This is a genomic window from Streptomyces sp. NPDC033845 (assembly GCF_055576225.1).
Genome location: NZ_JBVIRI010000002.1, coordinates 26,448 through 40,147, shown reverse-complemented (window position 1 = coordinate 40,147; position 13,700 = coordinate 26,448). Strand labels below are relative to the sequence as shown.

Here is a 13,700-nt window from a genome sequence, read left to right as displayed (position 1 = left end):
CACAAGGACGAGCGCACCCCGACATGAGCTGGTTCGAATCCCTGATCCTTGGTCTCGTCCAGGGGCTTACGGAGTTCCTCCCGATCTCTTCCAGCGCCCATCTGCGGCTGACCGCGGCGTTCGCGGGCTGGAAGGACCCGGGCGCGGCCTTCACCGCCATCACCCAGATCGGCACCGAGACCGCCGTACTCATCTACTTCCGCAAGGACATCGCCCGGATCCTGTCCGCCTGGTTCCGTTCACTGACGAACAAGGCGCTGCGCTCCGACCACGACGCCCAGATGGGCTGGCTGGTGATCGTCGGATCGATCCCCATCGGTGTGCTGGGAGTGACCCTCAAGGACCAGATCGAGGGACCCTTCCGGGACCTGAGGCTGATCGCCACCACCCTGATCGTGATGGGCATCGTGCTGGGCGTCGCCGACCGGCTGGCGGCCCGCGACGAGATCGGCGGCCGGCACCGGGTGGTCCGGGACCGCAAGACCCTGAAGGACCTGGGCGTCAAGGACGGCCTGATCTTCGGCCTGTGCCAGGCGATGGCCCTGATCCCGGGCGTCTCCCGCTCCGGGGCGACCATCTCCGGCGGTCTGCTGATGGGCTACACCCGCGAGGCGGCGGCCCGCTACTCCTTCCTGCTGGCCATTCCCGCCGTGCTGGCCTCGGGCGCCTACGAGTTGAAGGACGCGGGCGAGGGCCACGTCTCCTGGGGGCCCACGATCTTCGCCACGGTGATCGCCTTCGTGGTCGGCTACGCGGTCATCGCCTGGTTCATGAAGTTCATCACCACGAAGTCCTTCATGCCGTTCGTGATCTACCGCATCCTCCTGGGCATCGCCCTGTTCGTCCTGGTCGGCACGGACGTCCTGAGCCCCCACGCGGGCGAGTCCGGCCACTGATCCGTACCCCGCCGTCGCGCGAGGCCCTCTCGGGAACGTTCCCGGGAGGGCCTCGCGTCGTTGTGTCTGGTGGACGACCGAGCGGTGACGTGCAGGGGGTGTGCCCCATGGGGCGAGTGGTGTTGGAGCGGTTTCCGGCGGGGAGCCCGAGGGGTAGCTGGCCCGCCGAGGAGTACGCGGCGGAGCGCGCCCGGGAGGGGGTGCCCGCCGAGGTGGTGATGGATCTGGCCACCGACGCCTTCCTGGTGGTGGTGCGGCAGCGGGACGCGCGTTCCGGCCACTGAGGGGTTCGGCGGGTGCGCACCTCTTGGCCTCCGTGCCCCGCTGTCCCACACTGACCCGATGACACAGCGTGTGGACCTGGCGACCGTGATGGACCGGCTCGCCGTGGACGAGGTGATCACCGGCTACGCGGTGGCCGTGGACGACGGCGACTGGGCGGCCTACCGGGCGCTGTTCGCGCCCGGCGGCCGGGCCGACTACCGGTCGGCGGGCGGGATCGAGGGTCCGGCCGCCGAGGTCGCCGACTGGCTGGCCGAGACGATGAAGCTGTTCCCGGTCCGCCAGCACCTGATCGTCAACCGGCGGGTGAACCTGGAGGTGCTGGACGGCTCCCCCGGCGACCGGGCCGAGGTCCGGGCCGACTTCGTCAACCCGATGCGGCTGGCCGGCGGCGCGGACGAGGGTGCCGGGGACGGCGGTGCGGACGGGGTCACCTCGCCGAACTTCGTCGCCGCCGGCCGCTACACCTTCGGGCTCCGCCGCACCCCCGAGGGCTGGCGCCTGGGATCGGTCACGGTGCACGAGAAGTGGCGTCACCTGGCCGTCTGAACTCCGCCCGGGCCCCGCGCGGTTCACACTGGAGGGGGAGGCGCGTCATGCCGATCGAGGAGCCGGACCGGACCCGGTGGTGGCGGGCCGCCGCCGCGCTGCCGGCCGGGGCGCTGCCCGCCCTGTCGTTCCCCGCCCCGGGACTGTGGTGGGCCGGGTACGCCGCCCTGGTGCCCTGGATGCTGCTGCTGCGCACGGCCCGCTCCGGCCGGCGGGCGGCCCTGGAGGGCTGTCTCGGCGGGGCCGGGTTCATCGTGGCCGTGCACCACTGGCTGCTGCCGAGCCTGGGGGTGTTCCTGCTGCCGCTGGCCCTGCTGCTGGGGCTGCTGTGGGTCCCCTGGGCCCTGCTGGTGCGGCGGTTGCTCGGCGGCACCCCCGGCGCCGGGCGGGCGGCGGGCGCGCTGGTGCTCGTACCGGCGGGCTGGCTGCTGTCCGAGTTGGCCCGGTCCTGGGAGGGGCTCGGCGGGCCCTGGGGGCTGCTGGGGTCCGGTCAGTGGGAGGTGCCGGCGGCCCTGCGGCTGGCCTCGGTGGGCGGAGTGTGGCTGCTGAGCCTGCTGGTGGTGGCGGTGAACTGTGCGGTGGTGCTGCTGATCGCGGTGCCGGAGGGCCGCCGGCCGGCCCTGGCCGGGCTGGCCGGCTGTGCGCTGCTGACCGGTTCGGCCTGGCTGTGGGCGCCGCGGCCGGAACCGGTGGACGGCGGGCCGCTGCGGGTGGCGGTGGTCCAGCCCGGGGTGGTTCCGGAGGGTCCGGGCCCGGAGGACGGGGCCGAGCGGCGGTTCGCGGTGGCGGAGCGGCTGACCCGGGGTCTGGCCGGGCAGCGACTCGATCTGGTGGTGTGGGGGGAGAGCAGTGTCGGCGCCGATCTGGCGGCCCGCCCGGACCTGTCCGGCCGGTTGGCGGCCCTCTCGGCGGAGCTGGGGGCGCCGCTGCTGGTCAATGTGGACGCCCGGCGCTCGGACCGGCCGGGGATCTACAAGTCGGCGCTGCTGCTGGGCCCGGACGGCCCGACCGGCGACCGGTACGACAAGATGCGGCTGGTCCCCTTCGGGGAGTACGTGCCGGCCCGGGCCGCGCTGGGCTGGGTCACCTCGGTGGGCAAGGCGGCCGGCGAGGACCGGCGGCGGGGCTCCGGCCCGGTGGTGATGGAGCTGCCCGGCCGGCCCGGGGTCCGGATCGGGCCGCTGATCTGCTTCGAGACGGCGTTCCCGGACATGAGCCGGCACCTGGTGCGCGCGGGGGCGGACCTGGTCGTGGCCCAGTCGGCGACCTCCAGCTTCCAGCACAGCTGGGCCCCGGCCCAGCACGCCTCGCTGGGGGCGCTGCGGGCCGCGGAGACCGGACGCCCGGTGGTGCACGCCACCCTGACCGGGGTCAGTGCCGTCTACGGGCCCTCGGGCGAGCGGCTGGGCCGGCCGCTGCCGGTGTCGGCGAGCGCGGCCCGGGTGTACGAGGTGCCGCTCGCCCGGGGCGGCACCCTGTACGCCCGGTTCGGCGCCTGGCCCGTCACCGTCTCGCTGCTGGCGCTGGTCGGCTGGGCGGCCATCGGCGCGACGAACGGCCCCGGGGGCGTGCGCCGGATCAGGCGGCGGCCTGCTCCAGCGCCGACAGCACCACCCGCTCGCACAGTTCGTGGGTGAGCAGCGCGTCCCGGGCGCTGAGGGTGTGTCCGGCGGCCACGGACTCCAGGAAGGAGTCCACCACCTGCTCGATGCCGCGCTGCCGGGCCACCGGCACCCAGTCCCCGCGGCGGCGGACGGTGGGCTGGCCGCGGTGGTCGATGACCTCGGCGAGGTTGACCACCTGGCGCTTGGTGTCCTGGCCGGACACCTCCAGGACCTCCTCGGTGGAGCCGGAGAGCCGGTTCATGATGCCGAGGGCGGTGAACCCGTCGCCGGCCAGCTGGAGGACCACCTGGTGCATCAGTCCCTCGCGGACCACCGCCCGGACGTCGATCCGGTCGGCCTCGCCGGGCAGCAGGAAGCGGAGGGTGTCGACCACGTGGATGAAGTCGTCCAGGACCAGGGTGCGGGGGTCCTCGGGGAGCCCGACCCGGTTCTTCTGCATCACGATGAGTTCGCGCGGGTGCTCGGCGCACTGGGCGTAGCCGGGGGCGTGCCGCCGGTTGAAGCCCACGGCCAGGGACACCCCGCGCTCCTCGGCGAGTTCGACCAGCCGCCGGGAGTCGGCGTACTCGTAGGCCAGCGGCTTGTCCACGTAGGTGGCGATGCCGGCCTCCAGCAGCCGGGTCACCAGCTCGGGGTGGGCGGCGGTGGCGGCGTGCACGAAGGCGGCGTCGGGGCGCTCGGCGAGGAGGGCCTCGAAGGAGGCGTGGCGGCGGGCGGCCGGGACCGCGTAGCGGTCGCCGATCGAGGCCAGCACCTCCGGGTTGCGGGTCTGCAGGTGCAGTTCGAGGCCCGGGCGGGCCGTGAGGACCGGCAGATAGGCCTTCTGGGCGATGTCACCGAGTCCGATGCATGCGACCTTCACCGGGATCCTCCTCGTTCGTCCGACTGCTGGGCAGCTTAATCCCTGGTGCGGGCGGCCGGGTTCGCCCACCATGTGGGCATGATCTCTTCTGAACACGAGCGTCCCGAACCGTCGACCACGGCGAACGAGCGGGAGATGCTCGAAGGCTGGCTGGAATACCACCGGGCCACCCTCGCCCTGAAGTGCCGCGGCCTGGACGAGGAGCAGCTGCGGACGGCCGCCGTGCCGCCCTCCGAACTGACCCTGCTGGGGCTGGTCCGGCACATGGCCGAGGTGGAGCGGTGGTGGTTCCGGGAGATCACCCTCGGACTGGAGCTGCCGGAGCTGTACTGCACCGAGAAGGACCAGGACGGGGACTTCCACTTCGGACCCGAGGACACCTGGGCGGACGCGGACCGGGTGTGGCGGGAGGAGATCGAGCTGGCCCGTGCGGCGGCGGCCGGCCGCTCCCTGGACGAGGTCTCGGTGGCCTCGCATCCGCGCCGCCACGAGCGGTTCAACCTGCGCTGGGTCTACACCCACATGATCGAGGAGTACGCGCGGCACAACGGCCACGCGGATCTGCTGCGCGAGCTGATCGACGGGGCAACCGGCGAGTAGCCATCACCCGTGCGGGGTCATTTCGGGCTCCGGATTATCGCAACCGGGTCCGTACGGAGCAGAGTTGCGCGAGTGCATGCAACCCGAACCTCGACAACCCTGCTGCTGGGAGTGGCCTGCGCCGTCTCGGCGGTCCCGCTCACCGGCTGTGTGAACGTGAACCCCGACCCGGTGCGGCCGGCGGCGGCCCCCGCGGCGGGCGTGCCGCCCCGGCACGAGACGCGCAGCGCCCAGGGGGGCAGCCTGGTCGAGGTGCGGGCGCCCGCGCTGGAGGCGCTGCGGGCCGCGCCCGAGGCGCCGGATCGCGGGACGGCCCCCGCGGCGGCCGTCCCGGCCCGCCGGTCCGCCGCCCCGCCGGCGGCCCCCGCCCGCCGGGAGCCGGTCGAGCCGCCGGTCCCGGACATCCCGGAGCCGCAGGCCCCGGCGGCCGCCGAGCCCGCCCCGGAAGGCCGGCACCCGTCGGCGGAGGACCGCCGGCGGCGGGAGGCGCGGAAGGTGGAGCGGGAGCTGATCGAGCACCTGCCGATGCGTCCGGCGGACGTCTGCGCGCTGGGCCGCAAGCACGGCAGCTGGGGTGCGGACAGCCCGGAGGCCCGGATCTGCGACGGGGTCCACCCGGAGTGAGGCCCCGGCCGAGGCGTCCCGGCCGGGCCGGTCGAGCCTGCTGAGCCGGCCGGGCAGGTCAAGCTTCCCGAAACCGCCGGGTCCGCCCGGGCCGCCCGGCGGCCGGTTCAGGGGCGGCCCGGGAAGGGCGGCGAGTCCTCGCCCAGCCTCAGTTCCAGCCGGGAGATCGCCGCCCGGACCCCGTCCCCGTATCCGTCGTCGCCCAGCGCCCCGGTGGCCGCGCGGGCCCGGGCGAGGTGGATCCGGGCCGCCTCCGGCCGCTGGAGCTTGACGTAGTCGGCGGCCAGGTTGAGGTGCAGCGAGGGGTAGAAGGCCCGGACCGCCGCATGCGGCTCGTGCCGGGTGAGGCGCTCCTCGCCGAGCGCCTCGGCGGCGGTCAGGGCCCGCAGGTCCCAGGAGAGCTCGTCGGACGGGTCGTCCTGCGCGTCGGCCATGTAGTGGGCCAGCGTGCAGCGGTGCAGGGGGTCCCCGTCCTCCCCGATCTGGGTCCAGATCTCGCCGAACCGGTTGCGGGCCTCCTCCCGGTCCCCCGCGTGCAGCAGCATGACCGCCTGGCCGATCCTGGTCATGACGGCGTCCTCCGACGCCTCCCGCTGCTCCGTCACGACCGCCTCCGGCTTCGTCCGTCGGACCTGCGCGGTCCGATCATCCAGACGCTATCCGCAGCCGCCGACATTGCGGCCGAGGCGCGGGCGGGCGATCGGGCGTCAGCCCAGGTCACGTCAGCCCAGGTCGGGGATCCGCCAGTCGATCGGGTCGTGGCCCTGGGCGGCGACCGCCGCGTTGATCTGGGTGAAGGGCTGGGAGCCGAAGAACTTCTTCGCGGACAGCGGGGAGGGGTGCGCGCCCTTGACCACCACGTGCCGGGTCTCGTCGATCAGCGGCAGCTTCTTCTGGGCGTACGCCCCCCAGAGCACGAACACCGCCGGGTCGGGCCGCTCGGCCACCGCGCGGATCACCGCGTCGGTGAACTTCTCCCAGCCCTTGCCCTTGTGGGAGTTGGCCTCCGCCTCACGGACCGTGAGCACCGCGTTGAGCAGCAGCACGCCCTGCTCGGCCCACGGCATCAGATAGCCGTTGTCCGGGATCGGGGTGCCGAGCTCGGCCTGCATCTCCTTGTAGATGTTCCGCAGCGAGGGCGGGGTCCTGACCCCGGGCCGCACCGAGAAGCACAGACCGTGTCCCTGGCCGGCCCCGTGGTAGGGGTCCTGGCCGAGGACCAGCACCTTGACCCGGTCGTAGGGGGTGGCCTCCAGCGCGGCGAAGACCTCCTCGCGGGGCGGGTAGACCGGACCGCGGGCCCGCTCCTCCTCGACGAACTCGGTGAGCTCCTTGAAGTAGGGCTGGTCGAGTTCCCCGCCCAGCACGGACAGCCAGGATTCGGGCAGCATCTCGGTCACGTCGACAACCTCCGGCATTCGTTCTGCAACTGGTCAGAACTTACCTTCGGCCACTGACATCACCGGACACGGCCCGGAATCCCGGCCGTCATCCGGGCCGCTACCAGCTGGTCTTGCGGTACAGCTCCCACATCTGCATGGCGGTCTGCGGGTCCAGCGCGCGCTCGGTGCCGGAGATGTCCTCCCCGGAGGCCACGTACAGCTTGCCCTGCCACAGCGGCAGCAGCCGGACGTCCTCGGCGAAGATCCGCTGCGCTTCCTCGAACTGGGCGCTCACCGCCGAACGGTCGCTGGAGCGGCGGGACTTGGGCAGCAGGTCCTTGAGGATCGCGGTGGGCTCGTAGGGGGTGCCGACCGCGTTCTCCTTGCCGACGAACGGGGCGATGAAGTTGTCCGGGTCCGGGAAGTCGGGGAACCAGCCGCGGCCGAAGACCGGGTACTCGCCGTTCTTGTAGCCGGTCTGGAACTCCTTCCAGGGCTTGCCCTGGAGGGTGACCTGGAACAGTCCGCTCTCCTCCAGCTGCCGCTTGAGCTCCTTGAACTCGGCTTCCGTGGAGGAGCCGTAGCGGTCGGTGGTGTAGGAGAGGTTCAGCTCCACCGGGATGCTGATGTCGGCGTCCTTCAGCAGCTTCCGCGCCTTGGGGACGTCCGGGTGCGGGAACTTGTCGAAGAAGGGCGTCTTGTGGCCGACCACGCCCTTGGGGACCATCGAGTAGAGGGGTTCCGCGGTGCCGCGGTAGACCTCGTTGATCAGGGTGCCGCGGTCGATGACCTGGGCGATGGCCTGGCGGACCTCCAGCTTCCTGACCGCCGGGTCGCTCTTGGGGTTGAAGACCAGGTAGCGGATCTCGGAGCCCACGTTGGCGACGACCTGGATGCCGAGGTCCCGCGAGTGGGTGCTCTGGAGCTCCTGGATCTCCTCGGCGGTGAGCCCTCGGTAGGTGGCGTCGATGTCGTGGTCCTTGAGGGAGGCCACCATCTTGCCGGAGTCGTTGAAGTACCGGATGGTCACGCCGTCGTTCCGGCGCTGGGCGAAGCCCTGGTAGCCGTCGTAGCGGCTGAGCTCGGCCCGCTCCTCGTCCACGTACTCGTCGAGGACGTACGGGCCGGAGCCGGTGACCTTGGCGTCCGGGCGGACCCGGTCGGCCGGGTAGTCCTTGGGCGCGACCAGCGAGGCGGCCGGGGAGCCGAGCACGAACGGGAAGGTGGCGTCGGAGTTCTTCAGGTGGAAGACCACGGTCAGCGCGTCGGGGGTCTCGATCCGGTCGAGGCTGCCGAAGAGGTCCTTGGGACCGACCTTGGAATTGATCTTCCGGATGCGGTCGAAGGAGTACTTGACGGCCTTGGAGTCGAGCGCCTCGCCGTTGGAGAACTTCAGTCCCTTGCGCAGGGTGCAGCGGTAGGACTGGTTCGCCGAGTCGGTGAACTCGCAGCCCTGCGCGGCGTCGGGCTGCGGCCGGACGCTGCCGGTCGGGAACGCCAGCAGGGTCTGGTAGACGTTCCGGTAAAGCTCCCAGGAGCCGTCCCAGGCGTCCGCCGGGTCGAGGGTGCTGGGAATACTCGTCGTACCGACGACGATCCGCTTCTTGCTCGCCCCGTCGTCACCCGAGATCAGCCCGCAGCCGGCGAGCAGGGATATGGACGCAAGGGCCGCAGTGATCTGCAGGCATCTGGTCCGGTTGAACACGTGCACGCTCCTCGATCAGCCTGGGTGCGGCAGACCCTACCGCAGTACCCCACGAATCCAATGGGCAGGTTCCGTGGGGTACTTGACCGGTTACGGACGTATTCTGGCCGCATTTAGCACTTTTTGGAGGGCAAATGCGTCCGATTATCGGTCAGTGAACTCCGGCATTGAGAAACATTCCACCATCAACAATCAGAGTCTGACCCGTGACCCATTCCGCTTGCGCCGAGGTGAGGAATGCGGCGGCTCCGCCGATGTCGGCCGGCACCCCCAGCCGGCCCAGCGGATAGGCCGCGGCCGCCTCCGCCTCCCGGCCCTCGTAGAGCGCCTGCGCGAACCGGGTCTTCACCACCGCCGGGGCGATCGCGTTCACCCGCACCCCCGGCGCCATCTCGTGCGCCAGCTGCAGGGTCAGGTTGACCATGGCGGCCTTGCTCATCCCGTACGCCCCGATGAACGGCGACGCGGAGACCCCCGCGATGGAGGCGATGTTCACGATCGCCCCGCCGTTCTCCTTCTGCCAGGCGTGCCAGGTCCGCTGGGCGAAGCCCAGCGCCGAGATCACGTTGGTCTCGAAGACCTTCCGCGCGACCCCGAGGTCCAGGTCCGCGATCGGGCCGAAGACCGGGTTGGTGCCGGCGTTGTTGACCAGGAAGTCGATCCGGCCGAACGCCTCCATCGCACGCTCGACGGCCACCGCCTGGTGGGCCTCGTCATGGGCCTTCCCGGCGACCCCGACGGCCCGGTCGGACCCGAGCCGCTCCACGGCCTCCTTGAGGGTGTCCTCGTTCCGCCCGGTGATGCAGACCCGGTCGCCCCGGGCGACCAGCGCCTCCGCGATCCCCAGGCCGATCCCCCGGCTGGCCCCGGTGATCAGCGCCACCCGGCCGCTGTCGATTCCGCTGTGCTCCACGGTGTACGCCCTCTCGCGCTAGTTGAGCGGGCCGCCGGCCACGTACATGACCTGCCCGGAGACGAACCCCGCCGCGTCGCCGGTGAAGAAGGAGATCGCGTTCGCGACGTCCTCCGGCCGGCCCACCCGCTGCACCGGGATCTGGGTGGCCGCGGCCGCCTGGAAGTCCTCGAAGCCCATGCCCACCCGGGCGGCGGTGGCCGCGGTCATCTCGGTGGCGATGAACCCGGGGGCCACCGCGTTGGCGGTCACGCCGAACTTGCCGAGCTCGATGGCCAGGGTCTTGGTGAAGCCCTGCAGACCGGCCTTGGCGGCCGAGTAGTTGGCCTGCCCCCGGTTGCCCAGCGCGGAGCTGCTCGACAGGTTCACGATCCGCCCGAACTTGGCGGCCACCATGTGCTTCTGACAGGCCCTCGCCATCAGGAACGCCCCGCGCAGGTGCACGTTCATGACGGTGTCCCAGTCGCTCTCGTCCATCTTGAAGAGCAGGTTGTCGCGGAGCACCCCGGCGTTGTTGACGAGCACCGTGGGCCCGCCGAGCTCCCGCGCGATCCGCTCGACGGCCGCTTCCACCTGGGCGGCGTCGGACACGTCGCAGCCGACCGCGATGGCCGTGCCGCCGGCCGCGGTGATCGCGGCGACGGTCTCCTTGCAGGCCTCCTCGTCGAGATCGAGTACGGCCACGGCCCGCCCCTCGGCGGCCAGCCGCAGGGCCGTGGCGGCGCCGATCCCCCGGGCCGCCCCGGTGACGACGGCGACGCGCTGCTCGGTGGTGGACATGCTGGTTCTCCTCGCCCTTGAGAGACGGCCGCCCAGGCCTGAGCAACCGCTTAGTAACCAGTGCTGAAGTTAGGATCCCCACCCCCCGGTGTCAACGTCGCGCCCGGCGGTTCACCGCACCAGCAGGGCCAGCAGCCGCTCCACCTCCGCCCCGGCGTCGACGGTCAGACCGGTGTGGACGGGGCCGGGCTGCACCACGGTGCTGCGCGGGGCGATCAGCCAGCGGAAGCGGCGGCCCGGGTCGTCGCCCGCCGCCTGACCCGCGGCCTCGCCGCCGGTGCAGACCCCCTCCACGGCCCGCAGGGCCGCCCGTACCCCGGTGACGTCCGCCCCGGGGTCCAGGGCGAGGAGCTTGCCCTCGTCCAGATGGGTGCGGGCGGCCACGTAGCCCTGCGCACGGCAGTAGACGATCACTCCGGCGTTGAAGCACTCACCGCGCTCCACCCGGGGCACCACCCGTACCAGTGCGTACTCGAACACATCGCGCTGGGTCACTGGCTGTCGCTCTTCTTCCGGGACGGTACGGGGGTCAGTCGGTCGGCCAGCCAGCCGGGCGGGCCGGAGGAGGCCCGCACCTCGGCCACCATGGTGATCCGTTCGTGGACGGTGGCGGCCCGCGGCAGCAGCGCGGCCACGTACGCGCGGCGCAGCTCGTCGGTGGTGGCGAAGCCGGGCTCGTCCACCAGCCACTCGTCCGGCACGTCCGCCGCCACCTCGGTGAGCAGTTCCTCGGTGACCTTCGGGGCCAGCTCGTCCGCGGCCGCGGCGATGTCCGGGCCGAAGGGGGCGAGGACGTGGTCGGAGGCGTTGTAGGGCTTGGCGGCGGCGGTCCGGGCGGTGGGCCAGTTGTGGTGCCAGATCATGGTGGCACCGTGGTCGATGAGCCACAGGTCGCCGTGCCAGACCAGGGTGTTGGGGTTGCGCCAGGACCGGTCGACGTTGTTGACCAGCGCGTCGAACCAGACCACCCGGCCCGCCTCCACCGGGTCGACCTGGTAGGCCAGCGGGTCGAAGCCGATCGAGCCGGGCAGGTAGTCCATCCCCAGGTTCAGACCGCCGCTGGCCTTGAGGAGCTCCTGCACCTCCTGGTCGGGCTCGCCGAGCCCGATGACCGGGTCCAGCTGGATCCGCGCCAGTTCCGGCACCCGCAGCCCCAGCCGCTGCGCCAGCCGGCCGCAGATGACCTCGGCGACCAGGGTCTTGCGGCCCTGGCCGGCCCCGGTGAACTTCATGACGTACGTGCCGAGGTCGTCGGCCTCGACGATCCCCGGCAGCGAGCCGCCCTCGCGCAAGGGCGTCACATAGCGGGTCGCGATCACTTCTTTGAGCATCCCCCCAGGCTAGGGGGTTCCCGGCGCCACGGGCCCGGGGGATCACGCCCAGCCGGCGAGCAGCTCCTCGGTGGTGGTGATGGTGGCGACCAGGGAGAGCGAGTTGCGGAGCACCTCGGCCGTGTAGGCGGCGGGCACTCCGGCGATGGCGTCGGAGGGGACCACCACCCGGTAGCCGAGGTTCACGGCGTCGAAGACGGTGTTGGGGATCGCCACGTTCGAGGAGACCCCGGTGACCACCAGGGTGCGGCAGCCCAGGTTGCGCAGCAGCGGGTCCAGGTCGGTGCCGGCCATCGGGGACAGTCCGTGCAGCCGCCGCAGCAGGATGTCCTCCTCGGCGACCTCGATGGGCGCGGCCACCCGCACCGCCGCGCTGCCGGTCAGCTGCTGGACGGGCAGCCGCCCGGCCGCCCGGAACAGCCGGGCGTTGGTGTTCGCCGCGCGGCCGTCCGGCCGGCGTTCGGCGACCGCGTGGATCACCTGCACTCCGGCCCGGTGCGCGCCGTCCACCAGTGCGGCCACCCGGTCCAGCATTCCGGAGGCCCGGGCCTCCTTGGCGAGTTCGGGCAGCGCGCCGCCCTCGCCGACCACTCCGTTCTGGCATTCGACGGTGAGCAGCACGGTGCTGGCGGCTTCCGGATTCGGCATGGCTCCCCGGCCTCCCTCGGTCTTCCCCTGGCGTCCTGGCGGCGCAGCCCGCATGATTCCTGACACATAGTCAGATGTGAAGGGGTGCGGGGCGGATGGACGAGACCCAGCGGCGCGGCCGGCGGATCATGATGACCGGGGAGGAGGTGGACGCCTTCCTGCGGGAGCAGCGGACCTGCCGGGTGGCCACCGTCTCCCCCGACGGGCGCCCGCACGTGGGCGCCCTGTGGTTCGCCTGGGACGGCAGCTCGCTCTGGCTGTACTCGATCACCCGCAGCCGCCGCTGGGCGGACCTCCGCGAGGATCCGCGGATCTCGGTGGTGGTGGACGCGGGCGAGTCCTACGACGAGCTGCGCGGGGTGGAGCTGTCGGGCCGCGCCGAGTTCGTCGGCGAGGCGCCGCGTACGGGCGAGCCGTGCCCCGAGCTGGCGGAGGCCGAACGGCTCTTCCCCGCCAAGAACTTCGGCATCCCCGACATGCCGCACGACGGCCGGCACGCCTGGCTGCGGCTCACTCCGGAGACGGTGGTGTCCTGGGACTTCCGCAAGCGCTGATCCGCCCGGCGGCCGAGCGCAGGGCGTCCACGGCCGCCCGGATCGAGGGCCGGCGGTCGGCGTCGGCCCGCCAGACCACGTACACGTGCCGCCGTACGGTGTCCCGGACCGGCAGCAGCCGGACCCCGGCCGGGGTCGGGCCGCGGCCCAGCCGGGGGGTCACGCAGACGCCGAGTCCGGCCTCCACGAAGGTCAGCTGGGTGTGGTGCTCCTCGGCGATGTGGGCGACCCGCGGCTCCACCCCGACCCCGCGCAGGGTGAACACCAGCCACTCGTGACAGAACTGCCCCTCGTTCCAGGAGACCCAGTCGTCGTCGGCGAACTCGGCGAGGGAGACCTCCGCGCGCCCGGACAGGGGGTGGCCGACGGGCACCGCCACATCGGCGGTGTCGTCGAGCAGATGGGCCCGGACCAGTTCGGCCGGCACCGGCATCCGCTTGTTGTACCAGTCGATCGCCAGCGCCAGGTCGAGATCGCCGCGCACCACCGCGGCCATGCTCTCGGCGGGCTCCAGCTCACGGACCCGGACGGCGAGTTCCGGGTGCTCGGCGCGCAGGGCGACCAGGCTGTCGGGGAGCAGTCCGCGCATCGCGGTGGGAAAGGCCCCGATCCGCAGTTCGCCGACCGCGCGGCCCCGCTGGGCCTCGACGTCGGCCTGGGCCAGCTCCACCTGGGAGATGATCCGGGCGGCGTGGCCGGCGAGCAGCCGCCCGGCGTCGGTCAGCCGGACCCCGCGCCCCTGCCGGGCGAGCAGCGGCTGGCCGACCTCCCGTTCCAGCTTGGCCATCTGCTGGGAGACCGCCGAGGTGGTCACGTGCAGGCCGTCGGCGGCGGCGCTGACGGATCCGTGACGGGCCAGGGCATCGAGGGTGCGCAGCCGCTCCAGATTCAACATGTAAGCGATGCTACGCCTTCACTGCCATGAACTCTCGCTTGTGCTACGAAGTGG

The 13,700-nt window shown here is 72.4% G+C and carries 17 protein-coding genes; 7 read left to right on the top strand and 10 right to left on the bottom strand.

Features of this window, described 5'->3' with window-relative positions; genetic code table 11:
- The first annotated feature begins 23 nt into the window (after nt 1-23).
- The 4 genes from ACZ50K_RS04335 to lnt all read left to right on the top strand — a co-directional run bounded on the left by ACZ50K_RS04335 (nt 24) and on the right by lnt (nt 3,364).
- The gene (locus ACZ50K_RS04335) at nt 24-896 is read left to right on the top strand and encodes an undecaprenyl-diphosphate phosphatase (protein ID WP_468897311.1); all 873 of its coding nucleotides are present in this window, start codon (nt 24-26) and stop codon (nt 894-896) included.
- Between the two features lie 107 nt (nt 897-1,003).
- Nucleotides 1,004-1,180, top strand: a complete 177-nt coding sequence (locus ACZ50K_RS04330; protein WP_468897308.1) for a hypothetical protein — start codon at nt 1,004-1,006, stop codon at nt 1,178-1,180.
- Between the two features lie 58 nt (nt 1,181-1,238).
- Nucleotides 1,239-1,727, top strand: coding sequence for a nuclear transport factor 2 family protein (locus tag ACZ50K_RS04325; RefSeq protein ID WP_468897306.1), 489 nt, complete (start codon nt 1,239-1,241; stop codon nt 1,725-1,727).
- A 47-nt stretch (nt 1,728-1,774) separates the two neighbouring features.
- Complete coding sequence (lnt, locus tag ACZ50K_RS04320) at nt 1,775-3,364, top strand: apolipoprotein N-acyltransferase (RefSeq protein ID WP_468897304.1); 1,590 nt, start codon at nt 1,775-1,777, stop codon at nt 3,362-3,364.
- On the opposite strand, the gene ACZ50K_RS04315 is transcribed toward lnt, so the two are convergent.
- On the bottom strand, nt 3,306-4,214 hold the full coding sequence (locus ACZ50K_RS04315; protein ID WP_468897302.1) for a Gfo/Idh/MocA family protein: 909 nt from the start codon (nt 4,212-4,214) through the stop codon (nt 3,306-3,308). The two genes, lnt and ACZ50K_RS04315, sit on opposite strands and share 59 nt — an antisense overlap.
- Before the next feature lie 78 nt (nt 4,215-4,292).
- Here ACZ50K_RS04315 and ACZ50K_RS04310 point away from each other — a divergent pair, with 78 nt between their 5' ends.
- Nucleotides 4,293-4,814, top strand: coding sequence for a DinB family protein (locus ACZ50K_RS04310; RefSeq protein WP_468897300.1), 522 nt, complete (start codon nt 4,293-4,295; stop codon nt 4,812-4,814).
- Between the two features lie 72 nt (nt 4,815-4,886).
- Complete coding sequence (locus ACZ50K_RS04305) at nt 4,887-5,438, top strand: hypothetical protein (protein ID WP_468897298.1); 552 nt, start codon at nt 4,887-4,889, stop codon at nt 5,436-5,438.
- A 107-nt stretch (nt 5,439-5,545) separates the two neighbouring features.
- Here ACZ50K_RS04305 and ACZ50K_RS04300 read toward each other — a convergent pair whose 3' ends face one another.
- The 8 genes from ACZ50K_RS04300 to ACZ50K_RS04265 all read right to left on the bottom strand — a co-directional run bounded on the left by ACZ50K_RS04300 (nt 5,546) and on the right by ACZ50K_RS04265 (nt 12,197).
- Complete coding sequence (locus tag ACZ50K_RS04300; RefSeq protein ID WP_468897296.1) at nt 5,546-6,043, bottom strand: hypothetical protein; 498 nt, start codon at nt 6,041-6,043, stop codon at nt 5,546-5,548.
- Between the two features lie 117 nt (nt 6,044-6,160).
- Nucleotides 6,161-6,856, bottom strand: a complete 696-nt coding sequence (locus ACZ50K_RS04295; RefSeq protein WP_468897294.1) for a uracil-DNA glycosylase — start codon at nt 6,854-6,856, stop codon at nt 6,161-6,163.
- An 82-nt stretch (nt 6,857-6,938) separates the two neighbouring features.
- Nucleotides 6,939-8,525: an ABC transporter substrate-binding protein gene (locus ACZ50K_RS04290; protein ID WP_468897291.1), complete on the bottom strand. Its 1,587-nt coding sequence runs from the start codon at nt 8,523-8,525 to the stop codon at nt 6,939-6,941.
- A gap of 151 nt (nt 8,526-8,676) precedes the next feature.
- On the bottom strand, nt 8,677-9,438 hold the full coding sequence (locus tag ACZ50K_RS04285) for an SDR family oxidoreductase (RefSeq protein WP_468897289.1): 762 nt from the start codon (nt 9,436-9,438) through the stop codon (nt 8,677-8,679).
- A gap of 18 nt (nt 9,439-9,456) precedes the next feature.
- Nucleotides 9,457-10,218, bottom strand: a complete 762-nt coding sequence (gene fabG, locus ACZ50K_RS04280) for a 3-oxoacyl-ACP reductase FabG (protein WP_468897285.1) — start codon at nt 10,216-10,218, stop codon at nt 9,457-9,459.
- Between the two features lie 111 nt (nt 10,219-10,329).
- Nucleotides 10,330-10,713, bottom strand: coding sequence for a DUF3037 domain-containing protein (locus tag ACZ50K_RS04275; protein ID WP_468897283.1), 384 nt, complete (start codon nt 10,711-10,713; stop codon nt 10,330-10,332).
- A complete protein-coding gene (locus ACZ50K_RS04270) occupies nt 10,710-11,549 on the bottom strand; it encodes a HipA family kinase (protein ID WP_468897281.1) in 840 nt (279 codons plus the stop codon). Before ACZ50K_RS04270 ends, ACZ50K_RS04275 begins: the two co-directional genes overlap by 4 nt.
- Before the next feature lie 42 nt (nt 11,550-11,591).
- On the bottom strand, nt 11,592-12,197 hold the full coding sequence (locus ACZ50K_RS04265; RefSeq protein ID WP_468897279.1) for a cysteine hydrolase family protein: 606 nt from the start codon (nt 12,195-12,197) through the stop codon (nt 11,592-11,594).
- A 95-nt stretch (nt 12,198-12,292) separates the two neighbouring features.
- Here ACZ50K_RS04265 and ACZ50K_RS04260 point away from each other — a divergent pair, with 95 nt between their 5' ends.
- Nucleotides 12,293-12,751 (top strand): pyridoxamine 5'-phosphate oxidase family protein, encoded by a 459-nt coding sequence (locus ACZ50K_RS04260; RefSeq protein ID WP_468897277.1) that lies wholly within the window; start codon nt 12,293-12,295, stop codon nt 12,749-12,751.
- Here ACZ50K_RS04260 and ACZ50K_RS04255 read toward each other — a convergent pair.
- Nucleotides 12,708-13,646, bottom strand: coding sequence for a LysR substrate-binding domain-containing protein (locus tag ACZ50K_RS04255; protein WP_468897275.1), 939 nt, complete (start codon nt 13,644-13,646; stop codon nt 12,708-12,710). The genes ACZ50K_RS04260 and ACZ50K_RS04255 overlap by 44 nt on opposite strands.
- Nucleotides 13,647-13,700 lie beyond the last annotated feature (54 nt).